This window comes from Streptomyces sp. NBC_00005 (assembly GCF_045160215.1).
Classification (GTDB): Bacteria; Actinomycetota; Actinomycetes; order Streptomycetales; family Streptomycetaceae; genus Streptomyces.
The window spans coordinates 1,141,708-1,157,123 of record NZ_CP108316.1 but is presented as its reverse complement, the minus strand read 5'-3'; the positions used below and the strand labels follow the sequence as shown (position 1 = coordinate 1,157,123).

The 15,416-nt window shown below is 70.4% G+C and carries 16 protein-coding genes and 1 pseudogene; 9 read left to right on the top strand and 8 right to left on the bottom strand.

Annotated elements, in window-relative coordinates:
* Positions 1 to 100: 100 nt before the first annotated feature.
* The 3 genes from OG303_RS05725 to OG303_RS05715 form a co-directional block, all read right to left on the bottom strand.
* Positions 101 to 1,831, bottom strand: a complete 1,731-nt coding sequence (locus OG303_RS05725; RefSeq protein ID WP_405865377.1) for a hypothetical protein — start codon at positions 1,829 to 1,831, stop codon at positions 101 to 103.
* 824 nt (positions 1,832 to 2,655) lie between these two features.
* On the bottom strand, positions 2,656 to 4,290 hold the full coding sequence (locus OG303_RS05720; protein WP_405865375.1) for an amidohydrolase: 1,635 nt from the start codon (positions 4,288 to 4,290) through the stop codon (positions 2,656 to 2,658).
* Between the two features lie 10 nt (positions 4,291 to 4,300).
* Positions 4,301 to 5,803: an APC family permease gene (locus OG303_RS05715; RefSeq protein ID WP_405865373.1), complete on the bottom strand. Its 1,503-nt coding sequence runs from the start codon at positions 5,801 to 5,803 to the stop codon at positions 4,301 to 4,303.
* A gap of 125 nt (positions 5,804 to 5,928) precedes the next feature.
* Between OG303_RS05715 and OG303_RS05710 the strand changes: the two genes are divergently transcribed.
* The 3 genes from OG303_RS05710 to OG303_RS05700 all read left to right on the top strand — a co-directional run bounded on the left by OG303_RS05710 (position 5,929) and on the right by OG303_RS05700 (position 7,637).
* Positions 5,929 to 6,648 (top strand): TetR/AcrR family transcriptional regulator, encoded by a 720-nt coding sequence (locus tag OG303_RS05710; protein WP_405865371.1) that lies wholly within the window; start codon positions 5,929 to 5,931, stop codon positions 6,646 to 6,648.
* 53 nt (positions 6,649 to 6,701) lie between these two features.
* Entirely contained in the window at positions 6,702 to 7,166 is a 465-nt protein-coding gene (locus OG303_RS05705) for a pyridoxamine 5'-phosphate oxidase family protein (RefSeq protein ID WP_405865369.1), read from the top strand.
* A 78-nt stretch (positions 7,167 to 7,244) separates the two neighbouring features.
* Positions 7,245 to 7,637, top strand: coding sequence for a VOC family protein (locus OG303_RS05700; protein WP_405865367.1), 393 nt, complete (start codon positions 7,245 to 7,247; stop codon positions 7,635 to 7,637).
* Positions 7,638 to 7,730: 93 nt separating this feature from the next.
* On the opposite strand, the gene OG303_RS05695 is transcribed toward OG303_RS05700, so the two are convergent.
* Together OG303_RS05695 and OG303_RS05690 are read right to left on the bottom strand one after the other, a co-directional pair.
* On the bottom strand, positions 7,731 to 8,039 hold the full coding sequence (locus OG303_RS05695) for a DUF4235 domain-containing protein (RefSeq protein ID WP_405865366.1): 309 nt from the start codon (positions 8,037 to 8,039) through the stop codon (positions 7,731 to 7,733).
* A gap of 18 nt (positions 8,040 to 8,057) precedes the next feature.
* Entirely contained in the window at positions 8,058 to 9,071 is a 1,014-nt protein-coding gene (locus tag OG303_RS05690) for a glutathione S-transferase family protein (RefSeq protein WP_405865364.1), read from the bottom strand.
* An 86-nt stretch (positions 9,072 to 9,157) separates the two neighbouring features.
* Here OG303_RS05690 and OG303_RS05685 point away from each other — a divergent pair.
* Positions 9,158 to 9,727, top strand: a pseudogene (locus OG303_RS05685) (cation diffusion facilitator family transporter); the annotation flags it as partial.
* Positions 9,728 to 9,851: 124 nt separating this feature from the next.
* Here the strand turns inward: OG303_RS05685 and OG303_RS05680 are convergent.
* Complete coding sequence (locus OG303_RS05680) at positions 9,852 to 10,304, bottom strand: nitroreductase family deazaflavin-dependent oxidoreductase (protein ID WP_405865362.1); 453 nt, start codon at positions 10,302 to 10,304, stop codon at positions 9,852 to 9,854.
* Positions 10,305 to 10,854: 550 nt separating this feature from the next.
* Between OG303_RS05680 and OG303_RS05675 the strand changes: the two genes are divergently transcribed.
* Together OG303_RS05675 and OG303_RS05670 are read left to right on the top strand one after the other, a co-directional pair.
* Complete coding sequence (locus OG303_RS05675) at positions 10,855 to 12,054, top strand: cytochrome P450 (RefSeq protein ID WP_405865360.1); 1,200 nt, start codon at positions 10,855 to 10,857, stop codon at positions 12,052 to 12,054.
* Between the two features lie 13 nt (positions 12,055 to 12,067).
* The gene (locus OG303_RS05670; RefSeq protein ID WP_405865358.1) at positions 12,068 to 12,262 is read left to right on the top strand and encodes a ferredoxin; all 195 of its coding nucleotides are present in this window, start codon (positions 12,068 to 12,070) and stop codon (positions 12,260 to 12,262) included.
* A gap of 17 nt (positions 12,263 to 12,279) precedes the next feature.
* Here the strand turns inward: OG303_RS05670 and OG303_RS05665 are convergent, their stop codons facing one another.
* Entirely contained in the window at positions 12,280 to 12,831 is a 552-nt protein-coding gene (locus tag OG303_RS05665) for a TetR/AcrR family transcriptional regulator (protein WP_405865357.1), read from the bottom strand.
* Positions 12,832 to 12,952: 121 nt separating this feature from the next.
* Here OG303_RS05665 and OG303_RS05660 point away from each other — a divergent pair, with 121 nt between their 5' ends.
* A complete protein-coding gene (locus OG303_RS05660; protein ID WP_405877103.1) occupies positions 12,953 to 13,411 on the top strand; it encodes a nuclear transport factor 2 family protein in 459 nt (152 codons plus the stop codon).
* 9 nt (positions 13,412 to 13,420) lie between these two features.
* The gene (locus OG303_RS05655; protein ID WP_405865355.1) at positions 13,421 to 13,954 is read left to right on the top strand and encodes a flavoprotein; all 534 of its coding nucleotides are present in this window, start codon (positions 13,421 to 13,423) and stop codon (positions 13,952 to 13,954) included.
* Between the two features lie 97 nt (positions 13,955 to 14,051).
* On the opposite strand, the gene OG303_RS05650 is transcribed toward OG303_RS05655, so the two are convergent.
* Positions 14,052 to 14,348, bottom strand: coding sequence for a hypothetical protein (locus OG303_RS05650; RefSeq protein ID WP_405865353.1), 297 nt, complete (start codon positions 14,346 to 14,348; stop codon positions 14,052 to 14,054).
* A 76-nt stretch (positions 14,349 to 14,424) separates the two neighbouring features.
* Here OG303_RS05650 and OG303_RS05645 point away from each other — a divergent pair, with 76 nt between their 5' ends.
* Positions 14,425 to 15,393 carry an aldo/keto reductase gene (locus OG303_RS05645; RefSeq protein WP_405865351.1) on the top strand — a complete coding sequence of 323 codons (969 nt, stop codon included), beginning with the start codon at positions 14,425 to 14,427 and terminating at the stop codon, positions 15,391 to 15,393.
* The last annotated feature ends 23 nt before the right edge of the window (positions 15,394 to 15,416 follow it).

Below are 15,416 nucleotides of genomic sequence, written 5' to 3'. Positions count from 1 at the left end.
CCGGCCGGGCAGCGCCGTCTCCTCACCCGGCCGGCAGGTCGTCCACCGAGCCCCGCCCGGTCAGCGCGGCCGAGGCGAGACCGGGAACAGGATTGAGGCGTCAGCCGTCGAGCCAGTCGCCTGCGACGCTCGTGGGACGGTATCCCGTCGCGTTCCAGAGGAAATGCGGGTGGGCGCAGGCGAACATGTAGGCGAGCAGTGCGGTGTCCTCCCTCCCGGTTTGAGGGTCGTGCAGGGCGTAGAACCTTTCGGATCCGACTACGCCGGCGTCCTGTTGGACCTGACGAGCGCGGTCCGCAGACGGTGCGGCGCTGGATGCCTCCACGCCGGCGATGTAGGTGCGGCGCAAGATCTCCCATGCGCTGTCGATGTTGCCGTACCAGGGGCCGTGCAGTGCTTCGAAGGCATGGAGCTCGGCGTCGAAGAGGGGCCATGTGCGGGGGTATTGGGCTCGGCAGCGTGCGGACAGCTCGGCGCTCCGGGGGCTCAGTGCCGGTGTGGTGGGCCGCGGGGCGATGGTGAGGGTGGTGCCGTGGGTGAGGATGCCGGCGCACGCGTTGGGCTGCAGGTCGCAGAGCGGGCACCCTTCGGCCGGGGGGAGGCCTTGGGTGATGCCGTCGAACCACAGGGCGTGGCGGCCCGTGAGCCCCATCCAGACGATGGTGGTGGTCATCAGCCAGGTGTTCCACATCGCCGTGTGCGCCTCGGGCATACAGCCCCACTTGACGAGGGCTATGGCGCAGGCGGAGTAGAGGGCCTTGGTGTGGGTGGGCATTTCGGCGAGCCAGAAGTTGCTGATCTCGCCGGTGAGGGCGTCGGCTCGTACGTCTGCCATGTCGTCGATGACGCGGCACAGCAGCAGGGAGGCGAGGTGTTCCTCCTGCCAGAGTTCGGTGTCGGGTGAGACGTGCCAGAACAGGCAGTCCAGCATCTGCAGGATTGAGTAGGTGCTCTGGTCGAGTGGGTTGGTCTGGGGGAGCACGACGTTGCCCGCGTCGTGCTGTTGGAGCCAGTACTCGTCGACGGATCGCTTGTGGGCTGCGAAGAGTCCGCTGACCAGGGCCCGTGCGCTGTTGGTACTGAAATTCTCGGCCAAGCGGCTTTCGACGTGTTGGGTGAGGCGCGTTGTATCGATGGTGTCGACCACGCGTTTGTATTCGTGGAAGACGAGGATGTCGTCCTCGAAGCGGTGACGGTGGCCAAGATCTCGTTCGAGGTCGTTCATCTGCCGGGTCCAGGACCATCCACCGGTCAGGACGCTGTCGAGTTCCCGGCGGCCCGGCCAGGTCTTGACGGTGAGGGGACGACCGGCGCTCTGCCGCCAACGGTAGTCACCCAGCGTGCGTGCGGGGGGTGTGGGCAGCCGACGGCACAGAGGGCAGGCGCAGACGGTTGTCTGCGCCTCCTCGCGCGGCGGGGTATGTGCCCGGCTCCTCCAGGCCCCTTCCAGCATCATGCAGGTCAGCCGGCAGACCTCGATGTCGGTGCTGACTTGGGGGAAGGCCGCTTCGATCATGCGCAGGCTGGTGTCGAGGTGCCTCAACCTGGCGTAGCCATCCTCGTCGGGCGGGAGGAATGCGGGCCGCGCCAGATGGAGGGCTCCCTCGACAGGCACCGTGGTGCCGGAGTGGGGGGATCCGAGTGCGTCCAGCCGCTGCCGAGCGGCGTTCTGGCTTTTTCGGTACTGCTCCGTGCTCCCGTTGATGCGTTCCAACAAGAGGCGGGCCAGGGCGTTCCCCGCCTCCGTGGGCTGGAGCTGGGCGCCAGGCTGCGCCGGGAGCAGGCTGTCGGCGGACGCCTTCGGAACAGCACCTACGATTCGAGATTTCACACGGGTCTCCCATCAAGCTGTGGTTCTGGCAACGGAATCGATCGACCGCGGTGGTGGGCCGGTCGTGTCCGAGAAACTTCTGCACCTTGGGCGACGGCCTCGCCGAACAGCCGGACGCACGCGACCGGCTCGGGCTCCTGCCGCGAACGACCGCGAGGGTCACGACTGCTGCGTTGACGGCCGACGAAGTGGAGCGGATCGCCCACCTGCCCTGGAGAGGTCGAACTGCCCCGTGCCCGCTCGGTTCTCGAACGCGGAGAGCCGCTCGGCCACGGCAGGTTCATCCTCGACACCGCCGGCCTTCCATGAACGGCCCGCCCTTGTCGAAGCACTCCTGCTACAAGACGAGTACCTGCGTCGCCGCCTCAGCCGTGTTGATCAGGAGGCACTCGCGGCCCGTCAGGCGTCGCGCGACGACCTGATCCGAGGTGCGCTGCTGCTCCGGCAAGGCCGGAGGATCCACCGCCGGCCGCCCCGTATGCCCGATCAGCGGGAGCCTGCCCGGGGACGTCCGGACCATCTGCTGCATGGGTGGGAGAACCGGCTCATCAGGACGACCATGTCGTCGGCCGAGGCCGGTGGGTAGGTGATGTCTGCTGACGGGGATGTCGATGGGGAGGTCGAACGTGACGTCGTGAGGCATGCGCTTCCTTCCGGGAGACGGCCAGACAGAGCCCCCCCCGGCCCTGCGAACGGGTGGCCGAAATGACCACCCGAGCACTCGAACTCAGCTTCTGTGGCCGAAAGTTGAACCGAGAAGCGGTAGGAGACTGCCCAGAGCGTAAATGATCTACGCGTGACCTCACCGTGATGTCCGTTACTGCCTACGCCTCTTGAGCTGCGTACACTGCCTCCCCTCCCACGTACGTCAGGGCCACACCCGTCTCCGCGATCGCCTCGGTCGGCCCGTCGAACGGATCGCGGTCCAGCATCACGAGATCCGCCAGCGCACCCACCTGGATCCGTCCGGTGTCGTCGAGGTGGTTCACGTACGCCGATCCGGCCGTGTAGGCGGTCAACGCCTCGGTGAGACCGATGCGTTCGGCGGGCAGGAAGACCGGGGCGCCGTCGGCGCCGGGCTCGACGCGGTTGACCGCGACATGGATGCCCTGGAGCGGGTCCGGGCTGCTGACCGGCCAGTCGCTGCCGGCCGCCAGCATGGCGCCGGAGCGCAGCAGGCCCCCGAACGGGTACTGCCACGAGGCCCGTTGGGATCCCAGGAAGGGAATCGTCAGCTCGTCCATCTGCGGTTCGTGCGCGGCCCACAACGGCTGGATGTTCGCCGTGGCGCCGAGCCGGGCGAAGCGCGGCACGTCCTCGGGGTGCACGACCTGAAGGTGCGCCAGATGCGGCCGGGTGTCGCTCGGCCCGTTCGCCGCCCGTGCGGCCTCGATTGCGTCCAGGGCGTCGCGTACGGCCCGGTCGCCCAGCGCATGGAAGTGGCACTGGAAGCCGAGCGCGTCCAACTCGGTGACGTACTTGGGGAGTTGGTCCGAGTCGATGAAGCTCTTGCCGCGGTTGGCGGTGGCACAGCCGCACCGGTCCAGATACGGGTCGAGCAGTGCGGCGGTGCCGTTCTCGGCGACCCCGTCCAGCATCAGCTTGACGGTGCCCGCCCGGAATCGGCCGTGGCTCAACGCGGCCCGCTTCTCGACGAGTTCGGGAATCTGCTCGGCCCCGCGCTCGCGGTCCCACCACAGCGCGCCGCGGACCCGCGCGGTCAGCGAACCGTCGCGGGCGGCCGCCAGATAGGCCTGCGCAGGGTCCTCCATTCCGAGGAAGTCCCCGACGAGCGCGTCCTGCCAGGCCGTGATGCCGAGCGCGTGCAGATGGCGCTGCGCGTGCAGCAGCGCCGCCAGCCGGTCGGCCGCGGTGGCCGGGGGCGTCAGGCGCCCGACGAGTTGCATGGCCCCCTCCTGCAGCGTGCCGCTCGGCTCACCCGCCGCGTCGCGCTCGATCCGCCCGTCGGCCGGATCCGGCGTGTCCCGGTCGATGCCCGCCAGCTCCAGGGCACGGCTGTTGACCCAGGCGCCGTGGTGGTCGCGGTTGGGCAGATAGACCGGCCGGTCGGGGACGACCGCGTCCAGCAGCTCCTTCGTCGGCGTGCCGCCCTCGAAGGCCTCCATGGACCAGCCGCCGCCGGTGATCCACTCCCGCTCCGGGTGCGCGGCGGCGTACGCGCGGACGGCGGCGACCGTCTCCTGGGCCGTCCTGATCCCGGTCAGGTCGCACTGGGTGAGTTCCAGGCCCGCCGGCACCGGATGGACATGCGCGTCCTGGAAGCCCGGCAGCAGCAACCGCCCGGCCAGGTCGACCACTTGGGTCCGCGGCCCGGCGAGGTCGCGCACCTCGTCGTGCCCGACGGCGGTGATGCGGTCGCCGGTGACGGCCACGGCGGTCGCGGTGCGGCCCTCGGGGGTGAGGACGGGGCCGCCGGTGAAGAGGAGATCTGCGTGCATGGTCCTTTTCCTAGTGGGGGGTCGGGAGCAGTTGGGGGGCGTCGGCGTCCGTGGCCTCGCCCGTGCGGAAGTACGGCGACCTGCGCACCCACTTGGCCCACGCGGCGGCCACGAAGCCCGACACGATCATCACCAGGGGAGTGAGCAGCAGGAACCAGCCGTTGTCCGCGCGGAGTTCGAGATGGTCGGCCGAGGTGTAGAAGGACCAGCCGAGATACCCGCCGAGGCCGAGCAGTGCCACGGCACTCAGAGCGGGCAGCACCACCGCACGCACACCCTCCCGCCAGTTCTCGCGCAGCAGGGAGCGGAACCGCACGGCCGCCGCGAGCGCCGTGAGTGCGTACGACAGGGCGACCACGATGCCCACGGCGCTCACCGTCGCCATGATCATGTCCGCAAGCCGCGGAATGACCAGGGCGAGTGCCGCGACCGCCGTCGCCAGCGCGCCGATCAGCAGCGTCCCGGCGGCGGGAGTCCCGTAGCGGGGGCTGACCTTGGACCACACCGGCCCGAGCGTACGGTCCCGGCTCATCGCGAACATCGCGCGGGCCGTGGGAATCACGCCGGCCTGCAGCGAGGCGACCGCCGAGAACATCAGCGCCACGAGAGGGAGCGCCGCCAGCGGCTGGGAGGCCAGCCGGTCCCCGAAGTACGCCAGCCCCTGAGCGCCGTGCCCGGCCAACTCCGGCTCGGACAGGACCCGTTGGAAGGCGACCGAGCCGAGCAGGAACAGCGCGAGCATCGTGACGAGGGTGGTGAGCCCGGCACGGGAGGCGTCCCGCGGGTCGCGTACCTCCTCGTTGACACTGAACGCGGCCTCGAAGCCCCAGAAGCAGAACACCGACAGCAGCAGCCCCTGAGCGAGCGCCGACGCCGACGGGATGGCGAACGGGTCGAACCAGCTCAGGCTGAAGGCGTGCGGGCCGTGCACGATGCCGTATCCGCAGAACCCGATCAGGACGACGTACTCGAAGACCAGCAGCCCGGTCTGCAGCCGCGCCGCGGTCCGGATGCCCGTCACGGCGGTGAGCGTGACCGCGATGAGGACGACGATGCCGATCGCGGTCGTCTGCGCCGTCGAGCCCGGGTCCAGGGTGAGCCCGGCCACCCGGTGCAGCCCGGCGTCCCCGGCGAGCTGGATCAGCGCCGACCCGGTGACCGCGGTCGTGTACGCGAGGAACGCCAGCGTCGCCACGATGTTCACCCAGCCGACCATGAAACCGAGCCACGGACTGAGCGAACGGCCCACCCAGACATAGCCGTTGCCCGCGTTGGGCTCCACCTTGTTCAGCCGGGAGAAGGCGCCCGCGATGCCGAGGACCGGCAGGAACGCGAGCAGCATGATCGCCGGGAGATGGAGGCCCACCACGCCGGCCGTGACACCCAGACCGATGCCGATGCTGGTGGTCGCGGCCGTGCTGGACGCCGCGATGGCGATGCCGTCCAGGACGCCGAGGGACTTGCGCAGCGCGGGCCGCGCTGGTGGATCTGCACCGAAGGGCTGGTCGGACATGGCCGGGTCTCCGCTCGCACCTGGGGGCCTGGCAGGCCCCGGTGACCGCACATGAAACTGCCTGGGGGCTTAACAGGTCAACGGTGTTGTCATAAGGTGCGGGCACCGGCCCGAGGAGGCAGTCCATGAGTGAGCGCGTCGTCCCGCCCGCCGCCCGGCAGCGCAGACGCCCCACCAAACACGGCGTCGTCCTGTCCGAGGCCCTCATCGTCGAGACCGCCCTCCGGCTGATCGAGGAACACGGCGCCGACGCGCTCTCCGTACGCCGCCTCGGCCGCGCGCTGGGCGCCGACCCCAGCTCGCTGTACCGCTACTTCCGGCACACCGACGACCTGCTGCTTGCCATCGCCGACGAGCTCATCGGCCGTACCCTGCGCACCTGGCGCCCCACCGGCGACTGGCGTGCCGACCTGCGCGACCTCGGTCTGCGCATGCACGCGGGCGCCCTCGCCCATCCCCGGGCGGCCGCCCTCAGCTCCTCCCGAGTGACCGGACGCGCCCACGAGATCCAGGCGGTCGAGAGCATCCTCGGTGTGCTGCGCGATGCCGGCTTCCCCGACGCCGAGGCGGTGCGGATCTACCACGCCTACGTCGACCAGGCCCTCGCCTTCGGCGCCCTCGACTCGGCGAGCGTGGCGCTGCCGAAGGCCGCCCGGGAGGCGGAGACGGGGGTGTGGCGGGCGACCTACGCCCGGCTGCCCGCCGACACGCACCCGCACATCGCCGCGACGGCCCGCCACCTCGTGGCCGACATGCCCCGCAGCTCCTACCCGGCCGCCCTGGACCTGCTGCTGAGCGCGGCCGCGGCCCGGCTGACGGAAATCCGGGCGCGGAAAGAGGCCTGACGACCACACTGGACATGTCAGTTGACCATGTCCGCCAGGAGGCCCGACCGACGATGACCGAACCCGCCGCACGCACCCCGAAGCAGCGCAAGCAGGACACCCTGCACCGTCTCGAGCAGGACGTCGACGCCTGGGTCGCCACCGCCGACGGTGCCGGGGGACCGCCGTATCTCGTGCCGCTGTCCTTCCGCTGGGACGGCGAGACCCTGCTGCTGGCCACCCCGGCCTCGAGCCCCACGGGCCGGAACCTGAGAACGACCGGCAGGGCGCGCCTCGGTATAGGCCTCACCCGTGACGTCGTGATCGTCGAGGGGACCGTCGCCTCGCTGACCCCCGCCGAGCTGCCCACGGAGGAGGGCGACCTCTTCGCTGCGAAGACGGGCTTCGACCCGCGCCAACTCACCACGCCCTACCGGTACTTCCGCCTCCGTCCGCGCCGGATTCAGGCCTGGCGCGAGGCCGACGAGCTGGACGGGCGCGAGCTGATGCGGGACGGGGAGTGGCTGCTCGCCGACTGAATCGGCCGGACCGGGATATCCGTGGGGTACAGGGCGGCCAGGCACGAAGCCCCGCGCCCCTGACCGTTCGGAGGAGACATGCCACTGGTGGAAGCGGGTTACGTGGTCCTCGACTGCGCCGAGCCCGAGAAACTCGCCGTGTTCTACAAGGAACTGCTGGACGCCGAGGAGACGGGCGTGACCCTCAACCGCGTGGAGATCAGGGGCGCCGAGGGCACCCGGCTGGCCCTCCGCCTCGACGTGAACGCGACACCGCCGAGCTGGCCGCGCGCCGAGAACTCCCTCCAGGTCCATCTGGACTTCGCGGTGGCGGACCTGGACGCGGCGGAGCGCAAGGTGGTGGAGCTCGGTGGACGCCCGCTGGAGACGAAGGACGTGTCCGGCCCCTTCGAGGAACGCGGGTACGCCGACCCGGCCGGCCACTCCTTCACCCTGCGCCGCGCCACACCGACGGAATCCGAGCAGGGCTGAGTCCCCCTGGGGCCCGTCCGGCGGATCAGCTCGGCGTCCAAGCGCAGTTCCTCCGGCTGACTACCTGATCCGCCGGAGAGGTCCTGGCCGCCGTCAGTCCCGGCCGCCCTTGTCGGCGGCCGGCCAGACGCCGGTCGAGCGTTCGATGGCCTTCGCGCCGGTGCGGTCCACCGCGCTGCGCACCACGGCGAAGAGGGCGCCCTGGACCGCGGCGGCGAGCAGGATCTCTCCCCAGCCGCGATCCCGGTCCAGGGCATCGGGCGCGTCCTCCTCGTGCCGCAGCGCCATCCAGGTCTTGCGGAAGGCGAGCCCGGCGAGGGCTCCGCTGGCCCAGGCCATGGCGAACCCGAGGGGCTTGTAGGCGAGGGGCAGTTTCAGCTTCTTCTTCTTGGCCTTGGCCACGTCTGTCTCCTTGGTCGGTCAGGGTCGCCCCTGTGCCGCGACTTCCTCGCCCGCGGGCACGGGCCCCGGCGGTGTCCCGTCGCCGAACGGCCGGCCGCCCAGTTCCTCCCGGTGATGGGGCGTCAGCCAGCCGGACAGGTCCGGCCCGAGGGGCACGATCCGGGTCGGGTTGATGCCGGTGTGGACCTGGTAGTAGTGCCGTTTGATGTGGTCGAAGTCGACGGTGTCACCGAAGCCGGGCGTCTGGTAGAGGTCGCGGACATACGCCCACAGGACCGGGTTCTCCGTGAGCTTCCAGCGGTTGCACTTGAAGTGGCCGTGGTAGACGGCGTCGAAACGGACCAGGGTGGTGAACAGCCGGATGTCCGCCTCGGTGATCGTCCCGCCGACGAGATACCGCTGCCGCGCGAGACGCGGCGTCAGCAACTCCAGCCGCCGGAAGACACCGGCACACGCGGCCTCGTACTCCTCCTGGTCGGTGGCGAAACCCGCCCGGTACACCCCGTTGTTGACGTCCTGGTAGACGTCCGCCATCACCGAGTCGATCTCGTCGCGCAGGGCGTGCGGGTACAGGTCCGGCGCCCCGTCGCGGTGCAGGGCGGTCCACTCGGTGGCGAGGTCGAGGGTGAGCTGCTGATAGTCGTTGGTGACCAGCTTCCCGCTGGGTACGTCGACGATCGCGGGCACACTCACGCCGCCCGGGTAGCCGGTCTCCCGCCTGTCGTAGGCCTCGCTGAGGAAGCGGATGCCGAGGACGGGGTCGCGGCCGTCCGGGTCCAGGCTGAAGCGCCAGCTGCGGTCGTCCTGGATCGGGTCGGCGACGGCAAGGGACAGGACATGCTCGAGACCGAGCAGGCGGCGGGAGACCAGCGCCCGGCTCGCCCACGGACAGGCACGGCTGACCACCAGCCGGTAACGCCCTGCCTCCACCGGCCACCCGTCCCGGCCGTCCGCCGTGATCCGCTCCGCGAAGTGGCTCTTGGACCGCTTGAACGACTTCAGCCCGTACGTGCTGTTGCCCCCGCCACCCATGATTCCTCCCTGAGATGCGTGTTCCCTGATGAACGCGTTCCCCGAATCGCGCCCGCCGCACGGTGTGAGCCGGCAGGACAGGGGCAGTCGCCGAAGGCGCGTCACTGCTGCGGGGCCTGCACCAGGTGCGCCGCCAGGGCGGCAGGGAAGGCATGCGCGACGCCGCGCTGCGCACGGTCGTCGCCGAGGACGGCACGGCGGTGCTCGGCGTGACGCCGGCCGCCGCCGGCATGGCTCTGCACATGGTCACCGGCCAGGTGGTGTGGGAGGCGTCGGCCTCGCTCGCGATCGGCGCCCTGCTCGTCTTCGTCGCCTACCGCCTGGGCCGCGAGGCCCGCGACCAGCTGATCGGGGAGTCCGCCGATCCGGAGACGGCGGCCCGGATTCGCGCGCTGCTCCAGGCGCAACCGGAGATCGACAGCGTGGAGGCGCTGTTCACGATGAAGACCGGCCTCGACATGGCCCTGGTGGCCGCCCGTGTCGACCTGGTGCCCGGCCTGGACGGCGAGCGGGTCGAGGAGGTCGCCGTGCGGATCAAGCGGTCCCTCGCGAACGTCGTGTCCGAGGCCGACCAGATCTTCCTCGACATCACCGACCGGCCCGCGCAGGAGGCACGGGAGAGCCCCGCCGCGACGGGGGAACGCGGCGGGGCCTGACGCACGGGTGCCCGGGGGCATCCGGTTCATGCGTCCTCGGCCGAAGATTTTGTTCGGACCGGTTCGAAGGCGCGTTGAGGCCCGCTTGGGAGCCTGATCCGACGGCCGCCGACCCGGGCCCGGATCACTTCTCTCCGGTGGCCGCTTCGAGCACGAAGACGGGGATCTGCCGGTCCGTCTTCTTCTGGTAGTCGGTATACGGCGGATACGCCGCCACGGCACGCTCCCACCACTCGTCCTTCTCCGCGCCGGTGACCTCACGGGCCGTCATGTCCTGCTTCACCGGCCCGTCCTGGAGCTCCACGCGGGGATCTCCCTTGACGTTGTGGTACCAGACCGGGTGCTTGGGCGCGCCGCCCAGCGAGGCGACCAGGGCGTACCGTCCCTCGTGCTCGACGCGCATGAGCGGCGTCTTGCGGATCTTGCCGCTCTTGGCACCCACGGTCGTGAGCACGATGACGGGCATCCCGGTGTCCATCAGGGTCGTGCCCTTCGTGCCGCCGGAGCTCTCGTACAGCTCCACCTGCTCGCGCACCCATTGTGTCGGGCTGGGTTCGTACTCGCCCTCAAGAGGCATGACATCCGTCCCATCGTCGAGTCCTACGGCTGACTGGCACCGTTGTACAACACCGGTGCGCGCAGGATTCATCCATACCGCACCGCGCTCCGGCCCCGTACGTGATCCAGCCGCAGGCGCGGCGAGATCCGGCGGCCGACCCGGTGGCCGGTGGCTCCTACCGGACCACCGTCCGCACCTCCGGCGCCATGATCGAGCCACTCGACGGCAGCGCCGTCACCGGCCGACCCCCGCCGACCGGCCGGACCTCAGCCCATCGCCGCCCCGCCCCCGGCGAGCAGCCACTGCCGGCTCGCGAACTCGGCGAGGGCGCCGCCAAGAGGGTGATCCCGGACAGGCCGAGAGACGCCCGCACGGCACTGGGGGAGAGGCATGACCGGATTCCGGAGACGGCCGCTCCCCCGCCCGCCACCGCATTGCGATGCACGAGCGAGCATCCCCGGCCAGATTGCCCCGACCACCGATCTGGCCGAACTTCATGTCGTCCCATAGATGCCCCGGGCATCTAATGAAGATCTGCACGACGCACTCTTCGTCTGCGAGGTCTTCCATGACGGAAACGGAACCCGTCGCGTTCCCCCAGGACCGGACCTGTCCCTACCACCCGCCCACCGGCTACGAGCCCCTGCGCGCCGCCCGCCCGCTGAGCCGGATCACGCTCTACGACGGCCGTCCGGCCTGGCTGGTCACCGGTCACGCCCTCGCCCGCGACCTGCTCGCCGACCAGCGCCTGTCGACCGACCGCACCCACCCCGACTTCCCGGCGCCCACCGAGCGGTTCAGCGCGGTGAAGAACCGGAGGGTTGCGCTGCTTGGCGTGGACGACCCGAAACACCGCACGCAGCGGCGGATGATGGTCCCCAGTTTCACGCTCAGGCGTGCCGTCGAACTGCGCCCGCAGATCCAGCGGATCGTGGATGAGCGGCTCGACGCGATGGTCGCGCAGGGGCCGCCCGCCGAGCTGGTGAGCGCCTTCGCGCTGCCCGTGCCATCCATGGTGATCTGCGCGCTGCTCGGCGTCCCCTACACCGACCACGAATTCTTCGAGGGCCAGTCCCGCCGGCTGCTGCGCGGCCCCGCGGTCGCCGACGTGGAGGACGCCCGCAATCAACTCGACGCGTACTTCGAGAAGTTGATCGACCACAAGCAGAAGCAGGCGGAGCCGGGCGACGGCGTGCTGGACGAACTCGTCCACCGGCAGCTGCGCGAGGGGGAGTTGGACCGCCAGGAGGTCATCGCGTTCGCGACCATCCTGCTGGTCGCCGGTCACGAGACGACCGCCAACATGATCTCGCTGGGCACCTTCACCCTCCTCCAACACCCCGAGCGGCTGGCCGAGTTGCGTGGCGATCCGAAGCTGCTGCCCGACGCGGTGGAGGAGCTGATGCGCATGCTGTCGATCGCGGACGGGCTGCTGCGCCGGGCCACCCAGGACATCGAGGCGGGCGGGACGACGATCCGGGCGGGCGACGGCGTGGTCTTCGCGACCTCGGTCATCAACCGAGACGAGGACGTCTACCCCGCGCCCGACACCCTCGACTGGCACCGCTCTGCCCGCCACCACGTCGCGTTCGGCTTCGGCATCCACCAGTGCCTCGGCCAGAACCTGGCCCGCGCCGAGCTGGAGATCGCCCTGCACACCCTCTTCCACAGGCTGCCGACTTTGCGCCTGGCGGTCCCGGCGGACGAGATCCCCTTCAAACCCGGCGACACGATCCAGGGGATGCTGGAACTCCCCGTGACCTGGTAAGAGGCTGAGGGTCATGCACATCGACATCGACAAGGACGTCTGTATCGGGGCGGGCCAGTGCGCCCTGGCCGCCCCGGCCGTCTTCACCCAGGACGACGACGGATTCAGCACGCTGCTGCCGGGCCGCGAGGACGGCGGCGGGGACGCGATGGTGCGAGAGGCGGCCCGAGCCTGCCCTGTCACTGCCATCACCGTGTCCGAGGGCTGAGCGGCCGGTTCCAGTATTCAGCGGGCCCGCACCAGGAGCCGCGCCGCGTCGCGCGCCTCCCGGGCGGGCTCCGCGCTCTGCGTGATCCCGGCGGTGACCATGGCACCCTCGGCCAGCAGGAACAGCTGCCCGGCCAGGGAGCCGGGCAGCCCCGCCTCCGCCACGAGCCCGGCCAGATACGCGCGGAACGCCCGCTTGTGCGCCCGCACTTGGGCCACCACACGGGACGAGGTGGCCCCCAGCTCGCCGTAGGAATTGATCCACGCGCACCCGCGGAAGCCGTCCTCGCCGAACCACTGCTCCAGCCAGTCGAAGACCGCCAGGATCCGCTCCTCGGGGTCCTCCCGCCGCTCCACGAAGTCGGCGAGCCGTCCGCGCCAGCGCACGTCGCGCCGCTCCAGATACGCCTCCACCAACTGCTCCTTCGCCGGGAACAGTCGGTAGAGCCGCTTGAGCGAGACCCCCGAGGCGCCGCGGATGTCGTCCATGCCGACGGACTGTATGCCCCGCCCGTAGAACAGCTCCTCCGCGGCGTCCAGCGCCTGTTCCCGGGCGACTGCGCTGTCCATGACGGCCATGCGACGAACTGCCTCTCCTTGACGTGAGAACGAGCGTTCTCCTACGGTAGCAGCCATGCGGAGAACGTACGTTCTCCCCGTCTGTCCGTCCGCCGCTGCCGAGGAGGAACCCATGGCCGCCCGCCCGCCCCTGCCGCCCTTCACCCGCGAGACCGCCGCGCAGAAGGTCCAGGCCGCCGAGGACGCCTGGAACACCCGCGACCCGCACAAGGTGTCGCTCGCCTACTCGGAGGACTCGGTGTGGCGCAACCGCGACACCTTCGTCACCGGCCGCGCCGAGATCGTCGAACTGCTGACCCGCAAGTGGGAGCGCGAGCAGGAGTACGTCCTGCGCAAGGACCTGTGGGCATACGACGGCAACCGCATCGCCGTCCGCTTCCAGTACGAGTCCCGGGACGCCGACGGCCAGTGGTGGCGCTCCTACGGCAACGAACTGTGGGAGTTCGACGAGCACGGCCTGATGACCCGGCGAGAGGCAAGCATCAACGACGTACCGATCGAGGAGAAGGAGCGCCGCATCCACGGACCGCGACCTGAAGCCGAGCGGGGGCGCTCTTTCCCCCTTCAGTAGTGTTCCCGGGTGACCGAACAGGCCGAGAAGTCCTTCCTCTACGTCGTCGTGTGCGCCGCCGGGATCGCGGCGGACGTGAGCAAGCTGATCACCGCCGCGCAGGAGCGGGACTGGGAGGTCGGTGTCATCGCGACGCCGGTCGCCATGAACGGCTTCTTCGACACCGCGGCGGTGGAGGCCCAGACCGGCCGCGCGATCCGCTCGGCCTGGCGCACGCCCGGCGATCCGCGCCCCTTCCCGCCGCCGGACGCGGTCGTGGTCGCGCCCGCCACCTTCAACACGATCAACAAGTGGGCGGCGGGTCTGGCCGACACCCTGGCCGTGGCCACCCTGTGCGAGGCGTCCGGTCTGGGCGTCCCGGTCGCCGTACTCCCTTGTGTGGCCGACGCGTTGGCCATCCACCCCGCCTACCAGGACAGCCTCATACGGCTGCGCGGGATGGGCGTCAGGTTCGGTGAGCCGTACTCCGGTGAGCCTCAAGAGGACGGCTCGCGACCGGAGTTCGGCTGGGAGCGGGCATTGGACCTGGTCGAGCGACGCTGACGGGCGGGGTCTCCCCACTCGTTGGCGACGGTGCGCCGGACACTCTCGCGGAGCAGGGCCGACGAGGGTAAGCGTCAGGCGCTTTCGCCTCCGCGCCTCAACAGCCGCCGCACCCAAGCGGGTTGGCGAGGTCAGTGCGGCAGGCCGAGGAGGTCGTGGCCCGCGCGTCGTACCGTCGCGCGGACGGCTTCGGGGTCGTGGGCGCGGTCGAGGACCGCGCACTGCGGGGCAGGGCGCCGACGCGGGGCGGCTGGACGCCCAACGCGTCGGTGAGGCAAGGGACTTCCACGACCGAGTCGGGCGGCAGGTTGTCGATCAGGCCGTGGTCGGGGGCGTTGCCGTAGATCGTGCGGCACGCGGAGGATGAAAGCGCCGAGGCGGGGCCCGCCGTCAAGAGGGCGTGGTACGTGAAGTGCGGTCGAAGTCGTACGCTCCACTTCGTACCCAACCCGAAGGCAGGAGCAGCAACGATGCAGTACGTGAAGCTCGGTTCGACGGGCCTGGACGTGTCGCGGGTCTGTCTCGGCTGTATGACCTACGGCCTGCCCGACCGCGGCGTGCACGAGTGGACCCTCGACGAGGAGGCCTCGCGTCCGCTGATCCGGCAGGCGCTGGAGGCCGGCATCAACTTCTTCGACACGGCGAACGTCTACTCCGACGGCACCAGCGAGGAGATCGTCGGCAAGGCGCTGCGCGACTTCGCGAACCGTGACGAGGTCGTCCTCGCGACGAAGGTGCACGGCCGGATGCGGCCCGGGCCCAACGGCGGCGGTCTGTCCCGCAAGGTGATCCTGTCCGAGATCGACCACAGCCTGAGCCGTCTCGGCACCGACTACGTCGACCTCTACCAGATCCACCGCTTCGACCCGCACACCCCCGTCGAGGAGACGATGGAGGCCCTGCACGACCTGGTGAAGGCGGGCAAGGTGCGCTACATCGGGGCCAGTTCGATGTACGCCTGGCAGTTCTCCAAGATGCAGTACACCGCCGAGCAAAACGGCTGGACGAAGTTCATCTCCATGCAGAACCACTACAACCTCCTCTACCGCGAGGAGGAGCGCGAGATGCTGCCCCTCTGCGCCGACCAGGGCGTCGGCGCCCTGCCCTGGAGCCCGCTCGCCCGCGGCCGGCTCACCCGGGACTGGGGCACCGTGACGGAGCGCAGCTCGAACGACAACTTCGGCAGCCGCCTCTACCCGGACAGCGACCGCACCATCGTCGAGGCCGTCACCCGCATCGCCGGCGACCGCGGCATCCCGCGCGCCCAGGTCGCCCTGGCCTGGCTGCTGCACCAGGACACGGTGGCCGCACCGATCGTCGGCGCCGCCAAGCCGCACCACATCGAGGACGCCGTGGCCGCCGTCGAACTCGAGCTCAGCGACAAGGAGATCGAGGAGCTGGAGCAGCCGTACGCGCCGCATCCCATCGTCGGCCACTGAAGCGCCCCGAACCGGCGCGGGGA